This window comes from Clostridium fermenticellae, assembly GCF_003600355.1.
GTDB classification, from domain to species: Bacteria; Bacillota; Clostridia; order Clostridiales; family Clostridiaceae; genus Clostridium_AV; species Clostridium_AV fermenticellae.
The window spans coordinates 1,221,791-1,241,682 of record NZ_CP032416.1; the positions used below are offsets into that span (position 1 = coordinate 1,221,791).

Below are 19,892 nucleotides of genomic sequence, written 5' to 3' on the forward strand. Positions count from 1 at the left end.
TGCTATGAGAACCGACTTGCCGACGGCTTTCATGGAATTGGGAGATTACAATTGGAGGTGTCAGTAGATGGAAAAGGCAATGAAAAATAAGATAATGGTAGAGTATGCAAGACATGAAGGAGATACAGGTTCTCCAGAAGTACAGATTGCATTGCTTACTGAGAGAATTAATCATTTAAATGAACATTTAAAGGTTCATAAGAAAGACCACCATTCAAGAAGAGGTCTTTTGATGATGGTTGGTAAAAGAAGAGGACTTTTAAATTATTTGATGAAACAAGATATTGAGAGATATCGTGCTATTATTGCAAAATTACATTTAAGAAAGTAATTTCAGAGCGGCTTAAATACCGCTCTTGTTTTAATTAGTTATCAATTTTTAAAGCATAAGATATCAACTATAATTTTGTAAGTTCAGTAAATGTATAATAAAAATTACTAATAACTATAATAATATTAAAACCTATGAAGGGAGGTTAAATTATTTATGAGTCAGACATTACAGACTAGTGTAGCAGGAAGAACTCTTAAAATTGATTATGGAAAAGTTGGAATGCTTTCAAACTGTGCATTATTGGTAAGCTATGGAGATACGGTGGTTCTTATAAATGCAAATGCTTCAAATGAGCCAAGAGAAGGGGTGGATTTTTTCCCACTAAGTATAGAATATGAAGAAAGATTATATTCGGTAGGTAAAATACCGGGAGGATTTATCAAGAGAGAAGGTAAACCATCTGAAAAGGCTATTTTACATGCGAGGGCTATAGATAGACCGCTTAGACCATTATTTCCAAAAGGATATAGAAATGATGTTCAGGTAGTATGTACTGTTCTTTCTGTAGAACAGGATAATTTGCCGGATATATTAGCAATAAATGGGGCATCGATGGCTTTGTGCTTATCAAGTATACCATTTGATACTCCAGTTGGAGCAGTATCAGTAGGTATCGTTGATGGAGAATATGTAATAAATCCAACACTTGAACAGAGAGAAAAGAGTACTTTAAATTTGACTGTCTGCGCTACAAAAGAGAGAATTATGATGATAGAAGCAGGTGGAGATGAAATACCTGAAGATAGTATGTATGATGCTATTTTATTTGGATTTGAAGAATGTAAGAAAATAGTCGCATTTCAGGAAGAAGCCATGCAAAAATTTGGCAAGCAAAAAGTTATACCAACATTATACGAAGTAGACGATACTCTTGAAAAAGAGATAAGAGCGTTTTCATTTGATATGTTGAATGAAGCTATGTACATAACGGATAGAGATAAAAGAAATGAAGCTATTGATGAAGTAAAAGAAAGAATAGACGAAGAATTCAGTGAAAAATATCCAGATAGTGGTGCTGACATTGCTGATGTTATATATAGAATTCAAAAAGAAATAGTCAGGAATATGTTACTTAATGAACACAGGAGGCCAGATGGAAGAGCATTTAATGAAATTAGACCTATAAGTTGTGAAGTGGGATTGCTGCCCAGGACACATGGTACTGGTCTATTTACTAGAGGATTAACTCAGGTAATGACAGTTGCAACTCTTGGAGCTTTAGGAGATGTTCAAATTTTAGATGGACTAGGTTCAGAGGAATTTAAGAGATATATGCATCATTATAATTTCCCATCATATAGTACTGGAGAGGTTAGGCCACTCAGAGGACCAGGAAGAAGAGAAATAGGACACGGTGCTTTAGCAGAAAAAGCATTAGATCCACTTATTCCTGGTGAGGATAAATTTCCGTATACAATAAGGTTGGTTTCAGAAGTATTGAGTTCAAATGGGTCAACATCACAAGCCAGCGTATGTGGAAGTACACTTGCATTACTTGATGCTGGTGTTCCAATAAAAAGACCAGCAGCAGGAATTGCTATGGGACTTATAACAAATGAAGATTTGTCAAAGCAAGAGATACTGACAGATATACAGGGTATAGAGGATTTTTTTGGAGATATGGATTTTAAAGTCGCCGGAACAGAGATAGGAATTACAGCTATACAGTTTGATACAAAGATACATGGATTAACTATTGAATGTATCAATGAAACTCTTAAAAAAGCAAGAGAAGGTAGATTATTCATATTAAGAAAAATAAATGAATGTATACCGGAGCATAGGGCAGAAGTGTCTAAATATGCACCTAAGACTTATACTATGACGATTGATCCAGATAAGATAAGAGACGTTATAGGTGCAGGTGGAAAAGTTATAAATAAAATTATAGCTGAGACAGGAGTTAAAATTGATATCAAAGAAGATGGAAGAATATTTGTTATGGCTGAGGATAGTGTTGGAGCAAAAAGGGCACTTAAGATAATAGAAGATTTGACTAGAGAAGTAAAAGCAGGAGAGATATATCTTGGTAAAGTAACTAAGATAACTAATTTTGGGGCTTTCGTGGAAATACTTCCTGGAAAAGAAGGACTTGTTCACATATCTAAGCTTGATTTTAGTAGGGTAAATAAAGTTGAAGATGTAGTATCTGTAGGGGATGAAATACTAGTTAAGGTTACTGAAATTGATAATCAGGGAAGGATTAACTTATCCAGAAAAGATGCTATAAAGGATTCGGAAGATAAGAATTCTAAAGAGCAGCAAAAGTAGAAGGGCATTAAAATGCCTTTTTATTTTTATTAATAATTAAGATATAAAATATTTATCTGTATTTAATAATCTTATTTGTAGGAGGATATATGTATAACTTATTTAAATTAGATAATGGTTTAAGGGTTGTTTTAGAAAATATAGATTATGTTAATTCAGTAAGTGTTGGATTATGGGTAAAAAATGGTTCCAGAAATGAAAATAAAAATAATAATGGCATATCGCATTTTATAGAGCATATGCTTTTTAAAGGTACTCAAAATAGGAGTGCACTCGAAATAGCGGAATGTATAGAAAATGTGGGTGGACAAATAAATGCCTTTACTGGAAAAGAATCTACGTGTTTCTATATAAAAGCTCTGGATTCTCATCTTGAACTTGCTATAGATGTAATAGCTGATATGCTATTTAATAGCAAATTTGAACCTCAAGATATAAAGAAGGAAAAAGGAGTTATTATAGAGGAAATAAATATGGGGGAAGATCTTCCTGAGGATGTTTTGGCTGATTTGCACAGTAAGGCCTCATGGGGAGATGATCCTATATCACTTCCAATACTTGGCACTATTGATACTGTTAATTCATTTAATAGACAGCAAATATTAGATTATGTTGAAAAATATTATATACCACAAAATTCAGTATTGTCTATTTCCGGAAAATTTGAAGTCGATAATACATTAAACTTAATAAAGAGGTACTTCGGAAATTGGGTAAGTCATAATAAAAAAGTTACATTATATTCTAAACCTAAGATTTTAAATAATCATATGTTTAAGAAAAAGAGTATAGAACAGCTTCATATGACTCTTGGAATTCCAGGAATTGATATGGATAATGAAGACATGTATGCATTGTCAATTTTAAATAGTATATTTGGTGGAGGAGCATCATCACTTCTTTTTCAGAAGATAAGGGAAGAGAAGGGACTATGCTATTCAATATATTCATATATATCCTCATTTGAAAATACAGGAATAATAAATATATATAATAGTTTAAATAGTAAGTATTGTGAAAATGTAATATATATGATAAAAGAAGAAATATATAAATTTACAAAAAATGGGATAAACAATAAAAAATTAGAGGTAGCTAAGGAACAACTTAAAGGAAGTTATATATTAGGACTCGAAAGTACTAGCAGCAGAATGTTCAGTAATGGAAGATCGATGTTGTTTTTAAATAAAATAAAGGTGCCTGAAGACATAATAGCTAAGATTGACAGTGTTACTTCTGACGATATAAATAGAGTTATGGATTATACATTCAAAAATGGGATAGTAAACTCTGCTTTTGTTGGTGATGATATTAATTTGGACAATATTAAAAATTTAATAGAAAAGGATATAGATTTATTTAATACAGCTGGGAATAAAAAATTTGTTTAGAATTTTTGGTATAGAAGCTTTAGAAAAATCATGGTAATATTTTAAGTTCTCATATCATAATTGTAGATTAATAGATATGTGTGAAATATTTATTTAAACTTAAGGAGGGTAATTATGAGTGAGAATTTAAAATTGTATAGTGAAATGGAAGGCTATGAAGTAATTAATGTAAATGATGGAAACAAATTTAATTGTTTGGGAAATAATGATGTAATAATAGACGAAAATGGTAATTTTAAAATGCTTGTTTTAACTAACAATAAATCTAAAATAGGCCTATTCAGTAAAAATGAATTTATAGAGGTGCCATGGGAATATGTTAGGAAAATAGGAACAAAAACTGTGATAATAGATGCGGATGAAGAACTTTTAAAAAAATATCATTAATTTAAATAGTAAAAAATGTATATATAATTTCTCTAATGCACAAAATATAATTGTGTTAAAGGAGGGAAATTATATGTGTGAAAAAGATGATAAAAAGGGTCAAGAAAGAGAAAACTTAAAGGAATTTGGAAACCAAAATATCCCTAACAGTATTGATAGAATTCAAATTTTACCAATAATAGGTCAGATAGAAGGGCATATGGTACTTACACCGCAGACTAAATCAACAAAATATGAACATGTGATTCCACAGTTAATAGCAATAGAGAATAACAAAAAAGTAGAAGGTTTACTAATAGTCTTAAATACTGTTGGTGGAGATGTAGAGGCAGGTCTTGCAATAGCAGAAATGATAAGAAGTTTAAGCAAACCGACAGTTTCACTTGTGATAGGAGGAGGACACTCTATAGGAGTTCCACTTGCAACTTCAGCTGATTATTCATTTATATCACCATCTGCAACGATGATAGTTCACCCCATAAGAATGAATGGATTAATAATAGGAGTACCGCAGACGTTTGAATATTTTAGAAAGATGCAGGATAGAATTACCGATTTTATAGTTAGAACATCAAAAATTAAAGAAGAGGCTTTAAAAAAACTTATGTCACAGACGGATGATTTATTAAATGATATGGGTACAATTTTGATTGGAAAACAGGCTGTTGCAGAGGGATTAATTGACGAAGTAGGAGGGATAAGTGCTGCATTAACTAAACTTGAAGTCTTGATAAAACAGAAGTCAGATAATGAATAGATAAGATTATAAAATATTTCATTTTATGTATTTGATATGTTAAATAAAAGGAAATATTATAAGCACGTAGAATTATTAACTTGAGGTGATAACGTACATGGCTAAAAAGGTAAAAATTCATCAAAATAATAATGATGTGAAGGGTATTGTACTAGTTACAGCAGGTATACTTATGCTAATTAGTGTCTTCTCAACAGAGACATCGGGCATAGCTGGCAAATTTGTAAAGAAAATGCTGATAACTGCTGCTGGTTTGGGAGCTTTTATATTTCCAGCATTAATAATATTTATAGGTTTTTGCTATATAGCCAAAAAGAAAAAGATAAATTTCAGTCCAAAGTTTTATGGTATAATGCTTTTTCTGATAAATACATTACTTTTTATACAAATGACTGTGATTGATAATTATTATATAGATAGTGATATTCAAGCTTCAATAAGGAAATTGTATCAATCAGATGATATAATTCACGCTGGAATTATAGGAATGATAATAGACATACCATTAATGAAGTTATTTGGCAAAGTTGGATGTTATGTGATTTTTATATCATTATATATAATATCAATTATTTTAATGAGCAGGATTAGCATATATGAAGTAGTGGATAGTATAAGAAATTTCATTCACAAAGATGATGATGATGCTATAAAACTTATTGACGAAGAGCAGGAAGGTACTAAAAAGAGTGTTGATAGTAAAAGGGAAAAGTTTATAAAAAATATAAATAGTAAGATAAAAATACTAAATTTTATGAAGTCATCTGAAGGAGGAAAGGAAGATCGGAAGTTAGATGAACAAGAAGAGTATACGCATAACGAATATAGAAAACACCCTATAAATATTGAGTGTGCATCGGACAGAAAGGTTGATGCACCTATTCCTATGGATGATGAATTAAGTAGACGAATACAGAATATGACTACTAATACTACATATGAATTTCCAAATTCAAATTTATTGAATACAAATTCACAATCTAAGTTGAATAAAGAAGATAAAAAAGAATTAATAGGCAACGCCAGTAAACTTGAAGAAACTTTGTTGAGTTTTGGAGTTGAAGCTAAGGTTATTCAAGTCAGTAAAGGTCCATCCGTCACAAGATTTGAAATTCAACCGAGCCCTGGAGTTAAGGTTAGTAAAATAGTAAACTTAGCTGATGATATAGCACTAGGGCTTGCATCATCTGGAATTAGAATAGAGGCACCTATTCCTGGAAAATCAGCTATAGGAATAGAGGTCCCAAATAGGGAGCTCACACCAGTATATTTAAGAGAGGTTATTGAATCCCCCGAATTCAAAAATTCAAATAAGAATCTTGCATTTTGTCTTGGAAAAGATATAGCAGGTAATTGTGTTATATCTGATCTTTCAAGGATGCCACATATGCTTATAGCAGGATCAACAGGATCAGGTAAGAGTGTATGTATAAATACTCTTATAATAAGTCTAGTATATAAATATTCCCCGGATAATGTAAAACTTTTAATGATAGATCCTAAAGTAGTAGAGTTAAGTATATATAACGGCATACCACATTTGCTTATACCTGTAGTTACTGATCCTAAGAAGGCAGCGGGAGCCTTAAATTGGGCTGTACAGGAAATGAAAAGAAGATATAAATTATTTGCTGGTAATGGTGTTAGAAGTATTGAGAGTTATAATGAACTAGCCGGTCATAAAATTACTTTAGAAAAACTTCCTTTTGTTGTAATTATAATAGATGAATTAGCCGATTTAATGATGGTTTCACCTCATGATGTTGAGGATTATGTATGTAGATTAGCGCAAATGGCGAGAGCTGCTGGTATGCACTTAGTTATAGCAACTCAAAGGCCATCTGTAGATGTAATTACAGGTGTCATAAAGGCAAATATTCCGTCGAGAATATCTTTTGCTGTATCTAGCCAAATTGACTCAAGAACTATACTAGATAGTGCTGGTGCAGAAAAATTATTAGGAAAAGGTGACATGCTTTTTTATCCAGTTGGGGAGTCAAAACCAATAAGGATACAAGGCGCATTTATATCTGAAGGCGAAGTTGAAAGAGTTGTTAGTTTTATAAAGTCTACAGAAGAACCACCAAGTTACCAGAATGATATAATAGATCAAATTAGTACAAGTACTGATAGTAAGAATGAGTATAATAGTGATGAATTATTACAAGAGGCGATAAATATTGTTGTACAAGCAAATCAGGCATCTACTTCACTTCTTCAAAGAAAACTTAGAATAGGATATAATAGGGCGGCTAGGATTATAGACCAAATGGAGGCAAATGGAATAATATCTGCGAGAGATGGAAGTAAACCTCGAAAGATATTAATAAAGAGAGATGATATATAGAATTTGTATTTGTGATTTAATAAGAATTTAATTTACTGCTTGTAAAAATTAATAAGTAGTTTTAAAATAAATTATATGTTGATTTTAATATACTATAATACAGGAGGAAATATAGTGGATGGCGTAAAGATTGGACTAGTAAGTTTAGGCTGTGACAAAAATAGGGTGGATTCAGAAATTATTTTAAGTGGTATTAAGGCTGAGCATATTATAGTAAATGACCCTAGAGAAGCTGATATTATAATTGTAAATACATGTGGATTCATAGAGAGTTCAAAGCAGGAATCCATAGATACAATATTGGAAATGGCTGAATACAAAAGTAAATATAAATGCAGGCTTTTGGTTGCAACAGGATGTCTTACTCAAAGGTATGGTAAGGAATTAATTGATTTAATCCCCGAAATAGATATACTTCTTGGGGTAAATGACTATGATAAACTGAGTGAAGCAATAGATAAGTGTATCAGTGGAGATAAGGAAAAATTCTACAGTTGTACATATAGTGATGTAAATATAAATGAAGGAAACAGAGTCTTGACTACCGGTTCACATTTCGCATATATAAGAATAGCAGAGGGATGTAACAATTTTTGTACCTATTGTATAATACCAAAAATAAGAGGGAAATATAGGAGTAGACAAATAGAGAGTATATTAAAGGAAGCGACTAGTTTAGCTAGGTCTGGAGTAAAGGAATTAATACTAATAGCACAGGATACAAGTATTTATGGCATCGATATATATGGGAAAAGTGTACTTCACAAACTTATAAAAAGGCTTTCTTTAATAGATGGCATAGAATGGATTAGGATTCTATACTGTTATCCTGAACAGATCACACAGGAGCTTATAGACGAAATAGAAAGCAATAAAAAAGTATGTAAATATTTAGATATACCGATTCAGCACATAAGCGACAATGTATTAAAGGCTATGGGAAGAAAAGGTACCAGACAGGATATAATAAATAATATATATAAGCTTAGACAAAAAATAAAAAATATTGTACTCAGGACCTCTATTATAGTTGGATTTCCAGGTGAAACACAAGAAGATTTTGAAAAACTCAAGAAATTTATAAAGGATATTAAATTTGACAAATTAGGAGTATTCAAATATTCTAAAGAGGAAGGTACTGCTGCTGCTTTAATGGATTGTCAGGTTTCTGAAGATGTAAAGGAAAGCAGAGAAGAAGAACTTATGAGTATTCAACAACAGATATCAAAGAATATTAATGATTCAAAGATTGGAAAGACATATGAGGTTATAGTAGAAGGCAAAGAAGAAGAGTGGTATGGAAGAAGTTATGAAATGACACCTGAAGTCGATGGAATGATTTACTTTAATTCTAATAATGATTTGAAAATAGGTGAAATTGTAAAAGTGAAAATCACTCACGCTTTTGAATATGATTTAATAGGAGTTGAGTGTTATGAATCTTGCTAATAAACTTACAATACTTAGAATTATATTGGTTCCATTTTTTCTGATATTTGTCACTGTAAAGGATATACCATATGGCATACTTATCTCTATAGTCATATTTATTTTGGCATCTATAACAGATAAGTTGGACGGTTATATTGCTAGAAGTAGAAACCAAGTAACTAGTTTTGGCAAAATAATGGACCCGCTAGCAGATAAATTATTGGTCACAACGGCATTGGTATGTTTGGTTGAATATCACATAATACCTTCATGGGTTGCAATAATAATTATAGCTAGAGAATTTGCAGTCAGTGGACTTAGGACTGTTGCCGCTGCAGAGGGAAAAGTTATAGCAGCTAGTAAATGGGGAAAGGCAAAAACAGTTACTCAGATAATAGCTATAATATTAGCTTTGATAAATTTAAATTATAATCATGTTTCTTTAGGAGTACTAAAGAAATTTATTACATATCCACATAAGTTTTTAAATATAACGACAGATGCAGTTATGGCGTTAGCTATAATAATGACTATAATATCTGGATTAGAATACTTTGTAAATAATAATGATATATTTAAATCAAGTAAATAGATTAAGCAGGGAGTTAAGTTTTTGAATTTAGCTCTCTATTTTTGTTTAAAATATTATTTTATGTGTATAATTATAATGTTATATAACAATATCAATGATTTTAATGAGATTTTATGTTGAATAAATCCTATAATGCAGATTTGATTTAAATAGTTAAAATATACTAGGTTGACCAAATATATAATGTATTATATAATTATCTTAGAACAAATGTTCGAATAAATTCAATATATTATATATATCATATTTAGAGAAGGGAAGTGGCTGTTTTGGCAAATGTTAATAACGAAAAATTAAAGGCACTTGATTCTGCGTTGATGCAAATAGAGAAGCAGTTTGGTAAAGGCTCTATAATGAAATTGGGTGAACATAGTACTCTTGACTTAGATGCAATATCAACTGGATGCTTGGATCTTGATATAGCACTTGGAATAGGAGGTATTCCAAAAGGAAGAGTTGTAGAAATATTTGGCCCCGAATCATCTGGTAAAACTACAGTAGCATTACATATAATAGGAGAAGCTCAGAAAGCTGGTGGAGCAGCGGCATTTATAGATGCTGAGCATGCACTTGATCCTGGGTATGCAAAGATACTTGGTGTAGATATAGAAAATTTGATTGTATCTCAACCGGATACTGGGGAACAAGCACTTGAAATAGCTGAAGCACTTGTAAGGTCTGGAGCTATAGATGTTATAGTAGTTGATTCTGTAGCTGCGTTAGTTCCTAAGGCAGAAATAGAAGGAGAAATGGGAGATTCTCATGTTGGACTTCAAGCAAGGCTTATGTCTCAGGCTTTAAGAAAACTTACTGGATCTATAAATAAATCCAAATGTTCAGTAGTATTTATAAACCAGCTTAGAGAAAAGGTTGGTATTATGTTTGGAAATCCAGAAATTACACCTGGTGGAAGAGCACTTAAATTTTATTCTTCTGTCAGAATGGATGTAAGGAGAATAGACTCTATAAAACAAGGCGATGAAGTGGTAGGGAATAGAACTAGGATAAAGGTAATTAAAAATAAAGTTGCACCTCCGTTTAAACAAGCAGAATTTGATATAATGTATAAACAGGGAATATCAAGAGAAGGGAATGTTTTGGATGTTGGTGTAAGAGAAGAGTTAGTTCAAAAAAGTGGGGCATGGTTCTCATATAAAGAGACAAGACTTGGACAAGGAAGGGAAAATGCAAAGCAATTTTTAAAAGAAAACCCAAATATAATGTATGAGATAGAAAATACGATAAGAGAAAAATACGATCTTCCAATTATAAATCCTAAGATAAATGAAGAGAGTAAGGAAAAACCTAAGAATAAAAAAGAAGATGTTGATCAAGAAAAATAGAAGTTTAAATTAAAGAATAAGAATAAGATTTCTTTTAAAAAATATAGTATTTCAAATATAAGTTATGTTTATTATGGAATATCATATTAAATTAATAATATAACTCTTAAAACTTGACAATAATAAAAATATAATATAAAATTAAGACAAATTCTGGTTTATCATTTATTTAAATAAATACCAATTGAATAAATAGGGCACCTTTTCTATGCTTACATATTTATCTGAAATATATACGCGGAAGAGCAAAGGAGGTGTTTGTATGAATTCTATTATATATGTGATTATTACTGGTATAGTAGTAGCTATTGTTTTGTTAATAATGTTATACCTTATAAAAAATAAGGCTGAAACTATAAAATCGGAGGCTCTTGTAGAGTCTAATAGACTGAAAGAAGAAGCTAAGAGAGATGCAGAATCCAAAAAGAAGGAAGCAATACTTGAGGCTAAAGAAGAAGTCCATAAATTAAGGGCAGATTTTGATAAAGAATCAAGGGATCGAAGAAATGAATCCCAGAGATTTGAAAGAAGATTAATTCAAAGAGAAGAACTTCTTGATAAGAAGAGTGATATGCTTGAAAAAAGAGATGAAAATCTTAATAAAAAACAGCAAAAAATTGATGAATTACAACAAAATGTAGAGCAATTATATGAAAGACAAAGAGAGGAACTTGAGAGGTTATCAGGGTTGACATCTGAGCAGGCTAAAGAAATATTGCTAGATGAAGTTAAAAGGGAAATCAAGCATGAATCTGCAATTATGATTAAAGAAGTAGAAACAAAGGCAAAGGAAGAAGCAGACAAAAAGGCAAGAGAAATAATAACATGTGCTATTCAAAGATGTGCAGCAGATCATGTTGCAGAAACAACTGTATATGTTGTTTCTCTCCCTAATGATGAAATGAAAGGTAGAATAATAGGAAGAGAAGGCAGAAATATAAGGACTCTTGAAACGTTGACTGGTGTTGATTTAATTATCGATGATACACCGGAGGCTGTTATTCTCTCTGGATTTGATCCTATAAGAAGAGAAGTAGCTAGAATAGCGTTAGAGAAGCTGATAATTGATGGAAGAATTCATCCAGCGAGAATTGAAGAAATGGTTGAAAAAGCTAAAAAAGAAGTTGAAAATAACATAAAAGAAGAGGGAGAGCAGGCAACTTTTGAAACAAGTGTACATGGCCTTCACTTAGAATTGATAAAATTGTTAGGAAGATTGAAATATAGAACTAGTTATGGCCAAAATGTATTAAAACATTCAATTGAAGTTGCATATTTAGCTGGTCTTATGGCATCAGAGCTTGGAATTGATCCTACCATAGCGAAAAGGGCAGGATTACTTCATGATATAGGTAAAGCAGTTGATCACGAAGTAGAAGGACCCCATGCAATTATTGGATCAGAAGTAGCAAAAAAATATCATGAATCTCCTATAATTGTAAATGCTATTGCAGCTCATCATGATGATGTAGAGTCTGAATCGCTTGAAGCTGTGCTTGTTCAAGCAGCAGATGCTATATCAGCAGCAAGGCCTGGAGCTAGAAGAGAGACTTTAGAGGCTTATATAAAGAGATTAGAAAAGCTGGAAGAAATAGCAAATTCATGTGAAGGCGTGGAAAAGTCATATGCCATTCAAGCAGGTAGAGAAATAAGAATTATGATCAAACCAGAAGAAATTGATGATGCAGGAGCTTTGGAAATGGCAAGAAACATAGTAAAGAGAATAGAAAATGAATTGGAGTATCCTGGTCAAATAAAAGTAAATGTAATAAGAGAAACACGTGCGATTGAATACGCAAAGTAATTGATTTTGTTAATATTCCTTTTAAATTTTGTAAAAGCTTTACAAAAATTAAAAGGAATTTTTAATTTTATGTAGAATAGTATTATGTAGAATAGTATATTGTAGTAACAATAACAAGTAAAGTTAGATGATTATTATAATTAATATGTAGGAGGTATATTATGGAAGTATTAAAAGTTTCAGCAAAATCAAGTCCAAATTCAGTTGCAGGAGCCTTAGCAGGTGTTTTAAGAGAAAGAGGGGCTGCAGAGATACAAGCTATAGGAGCAGGAGCTCTAAACCAGGCTGTAAAAGCTGTTGCAATAGCAAGAGGTTTTGTAGCACCAAGTGGTATAGATTTAATATGTATTCCCGCATTTACGGATATTGAAATAGATGGTGAAGAAAGAACTGCGATAAAGTTAATTGTTCAACCAAGATAGTATATAAATAAAAGGCTTGAAATTTCAGGCCTTTTTCTTAATATATGTGATAAAATTAAATTATACTTATATCAAAATATGTATAATTTAAGTTGACTATATTTTGCTCTGTGTTAAAATGTAAAAAGGCATTGTATTATAGTTTTTGTATTGCAAGGAGGAAAATATGGACATAAAGGCGATATTACAACTTATGAGACCAAAACAGTGGATAAAAAATTCATTTGTGTTTGCTGCCATAGTCTTTTCTGGTAATTTCTTAAATGGAAGGCTACTTTATTATAATATATTAACTTTTATTATATTTTGTTTTACATCATCAACTGTATATATATTAAATGATATAGTTGATATAGAAAAAGATAAATGTCATCCAGACAAGAAAAAAAGGCCACTTCCAAGTGGACGCATTTCAAAAAGAACGGCTATTATATTTGATATTCTTATATTGTTTTGCGTTATATTTTTTTCTTATATATATCTAAACTTGAAAATATTGAGTATATTTTTGATTTACATAATAGTAAATATATTTTACTGTTTTAAATTAAAGAATATAGTCATATTAGATGTAATGACTATAACCTTTGGATTTGTACTTAGAGTAGAAAGCGGAAGTCTTGCTTCAAATGTTCAGATTTCTCCATGGCTATTTTTATGTACAATATTGTTAGCATTATTTTTAGCACTTAACAAGAGAAAAAGTGAACTGATAGCTTTAAAGGATAAAAGTTCATCGCATAGGAAGATATTAAAAGAATATTCTATAGATTATATAGATAGTATGCTTACTATAGTTACACCATCTATACTAATGGCTTACTGCCTTTATACATTTAGTTCAGTACAAAGTAAAACTATGATATTTACAATCCCATTTATATTGTATGGTATATTCAGATATCAGTATCTGATGGATAAGGAAAATATAGGTGGAAAACCTGAAGATGTTTTTTTCAAAGACACTCCTTTTTTGGTTGATATATTGTTATGGGGAATATCAGTACTGATTATAATATATTTGAAGTTATAAATGGATTTTAATGATTGTAGAAAGGACCTAACAGTAATTATGAAAGTTGACGTAATTAAACGAAATAAATTTTATGAAATTATTATGCTTATAGGTTTAGCTTGTTGTATACTATGGGTAACACTTGTAAATACTCAACCATTTTCTGATTTTGACTATTACTATACATTGGCGATTAAAATAGCAAATGGAGGATCATGGGGAGATACGTATACTTCTGTAGGTTATCCTATAGTCTTAGGCGGCATATTTAGAATATTTGGAGCAAGTATACTTGTTGGAAAGATATTTAATATAATACTTACATTTATTTCAAATATTTTTTTCTTAAGTATACTTAAAAAGATACAGTTAAAGGAGAGAGAACGAAAGATAATATTTACATTATTTGTTATGATACCAAATAATATATTTTTTAATAGTGTTCTAGGCACTGAAATATTATTTACAACGATACTGCTTGGGATAACCATGTTATATTTTAGCAAGATCAAATTAAGATATTTATTTATTGGTATTTTGACTGGAATAAATACAATGATAAAACCATTTTTCTTGGTATTTTTCTTTGCTGTATTTTTAGTGGATTTAATAATTCAAAAAAGGATTCTAAGGCCGATTTTAAATTCTCTTGTTATATTAGCTTTAAGTATACTAGTTATATCGCCATGGATTTATAGAAATACAAAGCTAATGGGACAGTATACATATGTATCTAATAATGGAGGTATTGTTTTATACATAAATAATAATTCTCAAAATAAAGCTGGAAGATGGATGGCTGCAAATAATGTAGAAAATTCAGTTGTTAAAACTAAAGAATATAAAACGGCAAATATGACGCAAAAGAATACAATGCTTAAAAATGCTGCTAAAGAATGGATAAAAGATCATCCTAAACAGTTTGCTATACTTGGATTTAAGAGACTTTTTAATACATATTTTGTAGGTGATGATATAGTATATAGCGTTCATGGTGCGAATCTGAGTAAATTTATGAGAATAACTATATATTTAATTACGGGTATTATAAAAGATGTAATTTTTTTGTTTGGAATATTATATTTTTTATTATATGGCGTATATATAATTTTAAATTTATTTCATATTAGGTCTTTAAATATAAATAGATTTGATTTATACTGTGTAGTATTATTTTGCATGTTCACTTCAATATATTTTGTTACTGAAGGGCAGGGAAGATACTCATTTCCTGAAATATTTATGTTTGTATATGGATTTTATAACTTTTTAAAACTCATTATATGTAAATGCAAGGAGTTAAGTTTATGATAGTATTGATATTAATTTCAGTTTTATTAGGTGCTGTAGGACAGGTACTTGTAAAGTACGGAATAACAGGAGTTCAATTGGATTTAACATTTAGGCACCTTATACCTAGTATAATTAGCATAATTAAAAATTTACCAGTTATGTGTGGAATAATATCCTATGGGGTGAGTTTTTTACTGTGGATAAAAGTTTTGAGTAAGGTAGAGTTGAGTTATGCATACCCTATGGTGAGTATGGGTTATATTTTGGTTATGATTTTTTCCTATTTTTTATTTAAGGAAAATATTTCGATTTTAAGGATTATTGGTGTTGCATTTATTATAATAGGTGTTGTACTGGTAGCAAGGAGCTAAGTTAACTGGAAAATTATTTAATATATAATTATTATAGAAATGGGGGAATGAAAATGACTTTGTCAAAAAAGGCGCAGCAGATCCAACCATCTATAACTTTAGCGATAACTGCTAAGGCAAAAGAGATGAGATCAAATGGAATAGATGTAGTTGGTTTTGGAGCCGGAGAACCAGATTTTAATACACCTAAAAATATACAAGATGCTGCTATAGAAGCTATAAAAAAAGGATATACTAAGTATACTCCAGCTTCAGGAATAGTAGAATTAAAAAAGGCAATTGTTAATAAATTTTATAAGGATAATAATTTGAAGTATAATACAAATCAGATAATTGTTTCAACGGGGGCAAAGCAATGCCTGGCTAATACATTTTCCGCAGTTTTAAATCCGGGAGATGAAGTAATAATCCCCATACCATATTGGGTTAGTTATCCGGAGCTTGTTAAATTGGCTGACGGAATTCCAGTATTCGTTAAAACTGATGAAAAGAATGGGTTTAAATATACAATAGAGAGTCTTAATAAAGCACTAACTGAGAAGACCAAGATGATTCTCGTAAACAGTCCCAATAATCCAACAGGAACCGTCTATACCAAAGAGGAATTGAGAGAAATTGCGGAATTTGCTGAGAAACATGATTTGTTTATTTTATCAGATGAAATATATGAAAAATTAATATATGGAGAGAGTAAGCATATAAGCATAGCAAGTCTTTCAGATGATGCTTATAGTAGAACTATTGTCATAAATGGTGTTTCAAAAACTTATGCAATGACAGGATGGAGAATTGGATATGCTGCCGCAAGTGAAAAAATAATAAAACTTATGTCTAACATACAGAGTCATACCACATCAAATCCAAATTCAATAGCTCAGTATGCTTCATTGGAAGCATTAAATTCTGATCCTTCTGATATAGATAACATGATAAAAGAATTCAAAAGAAGAAGAGATTTTATGATAGGAAGAGTAAATTCGATAGATAATATATCTTGCAGAAAACCTGAAGGCGCATTTTATGTAATGATGAACATATCAGGATTGTTTGGTAAAAAATCTGATGAAATTGAAATAAAGGATTCTCTTAGTTTTTCACAAATGCTTTTGGAAAAACAAAAAGTTGCAGTAGTACCTGGTGCAGGGTTTGGTGTTGATAATTACGTTAGGCTCTCATATGCTACTTCTATGGAGAATATTCAGGAAGGGCTTAATAGAATAGATCAATTTGTAAAATCCTTGAATTAAGAATGATAATTTATAGTTATCATGTCGAATTTTAAGTAATAAGTATTGTTAAATATGCAATGAAAATGTTATAATTAAATACGATTTTAAGAATAGTATATAGGGGTGAACGAAAATGGTATCAAAAGAAGTTATAGTTAAGAGTTCAACGGGGTTACATGCACGTCCGGCAACATTATTAGTAAAAAAAGCATCTTCTTTTAAATCAGATATAAGTATAGAATTTGATGAAAAGAAGGCTAATGTAAAAAGTCTTATAGGAGTATTATCATTAGGAGTTACTAAAAATGCTCAAATAAAGATTTCAGCTTCAGGTGATGATGAATCATTAGCATTAGAAGAAATTGTTAAATTATTGGATTCTCTTGAAGAATAATTAGAGGTTATAAATAAAAGGTTTATAATTAAACCTTTTATTTATAACTGTTTTTATTCTTTAAAACTTTTTCTCATTTTGAATAAAAACAGTACCATATCTATTCCTGATATTCCTATTAATATGTAAACAATTCTCCCGATTAAATTTACAGGTTCACTAAATACAAGTCCTACTATATTGAGGTTAAATAATCCTATTAATCCCCAATTAATAGCCCCTATAATTATGAAGATAAATGAAAGCTTGTCTAAAACATTTAGTTTATACATAAAATATATACCTCCTTTTATTCTATAACTATAATCTTGTTTAATAAATTATATTAATTTTGATAAAAAATAGAACGATGGATATATTTATACGAACAAATATATATTATTAAGGATTATTATATGTTATAATATGAATGAAAAATATATTAATAGAAACTATATACGTATGGAGGTCTTTTGTAAAAATGAAAAAAAGAGATGTTTATAATACACCACTTAATAGTAGATATGCTTCTAAGGATATGAGTTACTTATTTTCTGATGAAATGAAATTTAAAACCTGGAGAAAACTTTGGGTTGCTTTAGCAGAATGTGAAAAGCGACTTGGTTTAAATATAACGGATGAGCAAATTTGTGAACTTAAATCTAATATTGAAAATATAAATTATGAAGTTGCAGAAGAGAGGGAAAAAGAAGTCCGTCATGATGTTATGAGTCATGTATATGCGTACGGTGTTCAATGCCCGGAAGCAAAGGGAATAATACATCTTGGTGCTACTAGTTGTTATGTAGGTGATAATACAGACCTAATTATAATGAGAGATGCCCTTCTTATAATTAAGAAAAAGATATTAAATGTTATAAACTCGCTTACGAAATTTGCATTAAAATATAAAGAATTGCCAACCCTTGGATTTACGCATTTACAGCCTGCTCAACTTACGACAGTGGGTAAAAGGGCTTGTATTTGGATTCAAGACTTATATATTGATCTTGAAAATTTAGAATTTGTTATAGATCATATGAGATTTAGGGGAGTTAAGGGTACAACAGGAACTCAAGCTAGTTTTATGGAATTATTTGATGGAGATGAAGAAAAAGTTAAAGCTCTTGATAAAATGGTTTCTGAAAAGATGAAATTCAACAGTGAATTTATGATTACAGGTCAAACTTATACAAGGAAGGTTGATTCTATAATATTAAATACACTTTCAGAGGTGGCACAGAGTGCATATAAATTTAGTAATGACCTTAGGCTCCTCCAAAATATGAAGGAAATGGAGGAGCCATTCGAGAAGAATCAGATTGGATCATCTGCAATGGCATACAAGAGAAATCCTATGAGATCAGAAAGGATAAGTGCGTTATCTAGATATGTAATTATAAATTCTTTAAACCCGGCCATAACAGCATCTACTCAATGGTTTGAAAGAACTCTTGATGATTCTGCAAATAAAAGAATATCAGTAGCAGAAGCATTTTTGGCACTTGATGGAGTTCTAAATTTATATATGAATATATCATCAAATATGGTTGTATATCCTAAAGTTATAGAGACCCATGTTAAGAAAGAACTGCCATTCATGGCTACAGAAAATATAATAATGGAAGCTGTTAAAAAGGGTGGAGATAGACAGGAATTACATGAAAGGATCAGACAGCATTCTATGAAAGCAGCAAAAATGGTAAAAGAAGAAGGAAAGGAAAATGACTTAATATCAAGAATAATATCTGATAAATTTTTTAATATGACAGAGAATGAAATAGTATCTCTAATAGATCCTAAAAAGTTTATAGGAAGAGCACCTGGCCAAGTTATAGATTTTATTAATAAACAAATAAAACCCTTGCTTGATGAAAATAAGAATTTACTTGGAGAAAAGGCGGAGATTACAGTCTAAAATATTTATTAGTCAAAATTAATTTGATCTTCATATATTAATATAAATAGATTTATAATATTAATTTTATAAATCTAAAAGTTAAGATAACGTAAAGTATGGCATAATGTAATAAGGAATTTAATATTTTATAATAATATTATGTTATTATAATTATGAGGTGATAAAACTGTGAGTGTACAGATATATCAAAATCCAGAATTTAAGATATATAAAGCTGGAGGTGATTATATTATTCACAACACACATAAAAAATTTAAGGAGGGTCATACGCACGTAAAGAAATATGATATATGTATGGTTATGATTAAATTAATAAGGAGAAAACAAATTCCGAAGAGTAAGAGTAAATATTTTAGGGAAAGCCTCATAAGACTAAGTGATGACAGAAATTATATAGATAAGATATCAAATATTTAATATTATAAAATTATTTCTATTTGTAGCGAACTGCAATATTGCAGTTCGCATTTTTATGTATTAATATAAATATACTATTTAAAATATAATAATGAAGAATTTCTTTTAAAATTGCAAAATAAAATTTAAAATAGGAATGAAATTATTTATTACAAGTTAAAAAATGTTTTAAGTTATTTAATTCAAGAGGAGAT

Annotated in this window: 19 protein-coding genes; 18 read left to right on the top strand and 1 reads right to left on the bottom strand. The window is 30.2% G+C overall.

From position 1 onward, the window contains the following. Positions 1 to 67 precede the first annotated feature (67 nt). The 16 genes from rpsO (at position 68) to D4Z93_RS05985 (ending at position 17,381) form a co-directional block, all read left to right on the top strand. Positions 68 to 331 (top strand): 30S ribosomal protein S15, encoded by a 264-nt coding sequence (gene rpsO / locus D4Z93_RS05910; protein WP_119971237.1) that lies wholly within the window; start codon positions 68 to 70, stop codon positions 329 to 331. A 156-nt stretch (positions 332 to 487) separates the two neighbouring features. Then, positions 488 to 2,605: a polyribonucleotide nucleotidyltransferase gene (locus tag D4Z93_RS05915; protein WP_119971239.1), complete on the top strand. Its 2,118-nt coding sequence runs from the start codon at positions 488 to 490 to the stop codon at positions 2,603 to 2,605. An 89-nt stretch (positions 2,606 to 2,694) separates the two neighbouring features. Then, positions 2,695 to 3,996, top strand: a complete 1,302-nt coding sequence (locus D4Z93_RS05920; protein WP_119971242.1) for a M16 family metallopeptidase — start codon at positions 2,695 to 2,697, stop codon at positions 3,994 to 3,996. A 114-nt stretch (positions 3,997 to 4,110) separates the two neighbouring features. Next, positions 4,111 to 4,383, top strand: a complete 273-nt coding sequence (locus D4Z93_RS05925; protein WP_119971245.1) for a YlmC/YmxH family sporulation protein — start codon at positions 4,111 to 4,113, stop codon at positions 4,381 to 4,383. Between the two features lie 73 nt (positions 4,384 to 4,456). Beyond that, complete coding sequence (locus tag D4Z93_RS05930; protein WP_119971248.1) at positions 4,457 to 5,140, top strand: ClpP family protease; 684 nt, start codon at positions 4,457 to 4,459, stop codon at positions 5,138 to 5,140. A gap of 97 nt (positions 5,141 to 5,237) precedes the next feature. Further along, complete coding sequence (locus tag D4Z93_RS05935; protein ID WP_119971251.1) at positions 5,238 to 7,487, top strand: FtsK/SpoIIIE family DNA translocase; 2,250 nt, start codon at positions 5,238 to 5,240, stop codon at positions 7,485 to 7,487. A gap of 114 nt (positions 7,488 to 7,601) precedes the next feature. Beyond that, positions 7,602 to 8,936 (top strand): 30S ribosomal protein S12 methylthiotransferase RimO, encoded by a 1,335-nt coding sequence (gene rimO, locus D4Z93_RS05940; RefSeq protein ID WP_119971254.1) that lies wholly within the window; start codon positions 7,602 to 7,604, stop codon positions 8,934 to 8,936. Then, entirely contained in the window at positions 8,923 to 9,510 is a 588-nt protein-coding gene (pgsA, locus tag D4Z93_RS05945) for a CDP-diacylglycerol--glycerol-3-phosphate 3-phosphatidyltransferase (RefSeq protein ID WP_119971256.1), read from the top strand. Before rimO ends, pgsA begins: the two co-directional genes overlap by 14 nt. 269 nt (positions 9,511 to 9,779) lie before the next feature. Next, positions 9,780 to 10,853, top strand: a complete 1,074-nt coding sequence (gene recA, locus D4Z93_RS05950) for a recombinase RecA (RefSeq protein ID WP_119974250.1) — start codon at positions 9,780 to 9,782, stop codon at positions 10,851 to 10,853. A 262-nt stretch (positions 10,854 to 11,115) separates the two neighbouring features. Then, the gene (gene rny / locus D4Z93_RS05955; protein WP_119971258.1) at positions 11,116 to 12,657 is read left to right on the top strand and encodes a ribonuclease Y; all 1,542 of its coding nucleotides are present in this window, start codon (positions 11,116 to 11,118) and stop codon (positions 12,655 to 12,657) included. Positions 12,658 to 12,818: 161 nt separating this feature from the next. Next, positions 12,819 to 13,079 (top strand): stage V sporulation protein SpoVS, encoded by a 261-nt coding sequence (spoVS, locus tag D4Z93_RS05960; RefSeq protein WP_007060056.1) that lies wholly within the window; start codon positions 12,819 to 12,821, stop codon positions 13,077 to 13,079. A gap of 166 nt (positions 13,080 to 13,245) precedes the next feature. After that, positions 13,246 to 14,112: a decaprenyl-phosphate phosphoribosyltransferase gene (locus D4Z93_RS05965; protein WP_119971261.1), complete on the top strand. Its 867-nt coding sequence runs from the start codon at positions 13,246 to 13,248 to the stop codon at positions 14,110 to 14,112. A gap of 39 nt (positions 14,113 to 14,151) precedes the next feature. Next, on the top strand, positions 14,152 to 15,405 hold the full coding sequence (locus D4Z93_RS05970; protein WP_119974251.1) for a hypothetical protein: 1,254 nt from the start codon (positions 14,152 to 14,154) through the stop codon (positions 15,403 to 15,405). After that, the gene (locus tag D4Z93_RS05975) at positions 15,402 to 15,758 is read left to right on the top strand and encodes an SMR family transporter (protein ID WP_119971264.1); all 357 of its coding nucleotides are present in this window, start codon (positions 15,402 to 15,404) and stop codon (positions 15,756 to 15,758) included. The genes D4Z93_RS05970 and D4Z93_RS05975 overlap by 4 nt, the downstream gene beginning before the upstream one ends. A gap of 53 nt (positions 15,759 to 15,811) precedes the next feature. Then, entirely contained in the window at positions 15,812 to 17,005 is a 1,194-nt protein-coding gene (locus tag D4Z93_RS05980; protein ID WP_119971266.1) for a pyridoxal phosphate-dependent aminotransferase, read from the top strand. Positions 17,006 to 17,120: 115 nt separating this feature from the next. After that, a complete protein-coding gene (locus tag D4Z93_RS05985; protein WP_119971269.1) occupies positions 17,121 to 17,381 on the top strand; it encodes an HPr family phosphocarrier protein in 261 nt (86 codons plus the stop codon). 53 nt (positions 17,382 to 17,434) lie between these two features. On the opposite strand, the gene D4Z93_RS05990 is transcribed toward D4Z93_RS05985, so the two are convergent. After that, positions 17,435 to 17,653 carry a DUF378 domain-containing protein gene (locus D4Z93_RS05990; protein WP_119971272.1) on the bottom strand — a complete coding sequence of 73 codons (219 nt, stop codon included), beginning with the start codon at positions 17,651 to 17,653 and terminating at the stop codon, positions 17,435 to 17,437. A gap of 188 nt (positions 17,654 to 17,841) precedes the next feature. Between D4Z93_RS05990 and purB the strand changes: the two genes are divergently transcribed. Both purB and D4Z93_RS06000 read left to right on the top strand, forming a co-directional pair. Continuing rightward, entirely contained in the window at positions 17,842 to 19,278 is a 1,437-nt protein-coding gene (gene purB / locus D4Z93_RS05995; protein WP_119971275.1) for an adenylosuccinate lyase, read from the top strand. A gap of 171 nt (positions 19,279 to 19,449) precedes the next feature. Further along, positions 19,450 to 19,698, top strand: a complete 249-nt coding sequence (locus D4Z93_RS06000; protein WP_119971278.1) for a hypothetical protein — start codon at positions 19,450 to 19,452, stop codon at positions 19,696 to 19,698. Positions 19,699 to 19,892 lie beyond the last annotated feature (194 nt).

Coding starts and splice junctions, on each gene's coding strand:
- D4Z93_RS05975 (WP_119971264.1), top strand. CDS start 15,402: ATGATAGTATTGATATTAATTTCAGTTTTATTAGGTGCTGTAGGACAG.
- D4Z93_RS05915 (WP_119971239.1), top strand. CDS start 488: ATGAGTCAGACATTACAGACTAGTGTAGCAGGAAGAACTCTTAAAATT.
- purB (WP_119971275.1), top strand. CDS start 17,842: ATGAAAAAAAGAGATGTTTATAATACACCACTTAATAGTAGATATGCT.
- D4Z93_RS05930 (WP_119971248.1), top strand. CDS start 4,457: ATGTGTGAAAAAGATGATAAAAAGGGTCAAGAAAGAGAAAACTTAAAG.
- pgsA (WP_119971256.1), top strand. CDS start 8,923: ATGAATCTTGCTAATAAACTTACAATACTTAGAATTATATTGGTTCCA.
- rpsO (WP_119971237.1), top strand. CDS start 68: ATGGAAAAGGCAATGAAAAATAAGATAATGGTAGAGTATGCAAGACAT.
- D4Z93_RS05970 (WP_119974251.1), top strand. CDS start 14,152: ATGAAAGTTGACGTAATTAAACGAAATAAATTTTATGAAATTATTATG.
- spoVS (WP_007060056.1), top strand. CDS start 12,819: ATGGAAGTATTAAAAGTTTCAGCAAAATCAAGTCCAAATTCAGTTGCA.
- D4Z93_RS05935 (WP_119971251.1), top strand. CDS start 5,238: ATGGCTAAAAAGGTAAAAATTCATCAAAATAATAATGATGTGAAGGGT.
- D4Z93_RS05925 (WP_119971245.1), top strand. CDS start 4,111: ATGAGTGAGAATTTAAAATTGTATAGTGAAATGGAAGGCTATGAAGTA.
- rny (WP_119971258.1), top strand. CDS start 11,116: ATGAATTCTATTATATATGTGATTATTACTGGTATAGTAGTAGCTATT.
- D4Z93_RS05965 (WP_119971261.1), top strand. CDS start 13,246: ATGGACATAAAGGCGATATTACAACTTATGAGACCAAAACAGTGGATA.
- D4Z93_RS05980 (WP_119971266.1), top strand. CDS start 15,812: ATGACTTTGTCAAAAAAGGCGCAGCAGATCCAACCATCTATAACTTTA.
- D4Z93_RS05920 (WP_119971242.1), top strand. CDS start 2,695: ATGTATAACTTATTTAAATTAGATAATGGTTTAAGGGTTGTTTTAGAA.
- D4Z93_RS05990 (WP_119971272.1), bottom strand. CDS start 17,653: ATGTATAAACTAAATGTTTTAGACAAGCTTTCATTTATCTTCATAATT.
- D4Z93_RS05985 (WP_119971269.1), top strand. CDS start 17,121: ATGGTATCAAAAGAAGTTATAGTTAAGAGTTCAACGGGGTTACATGCA.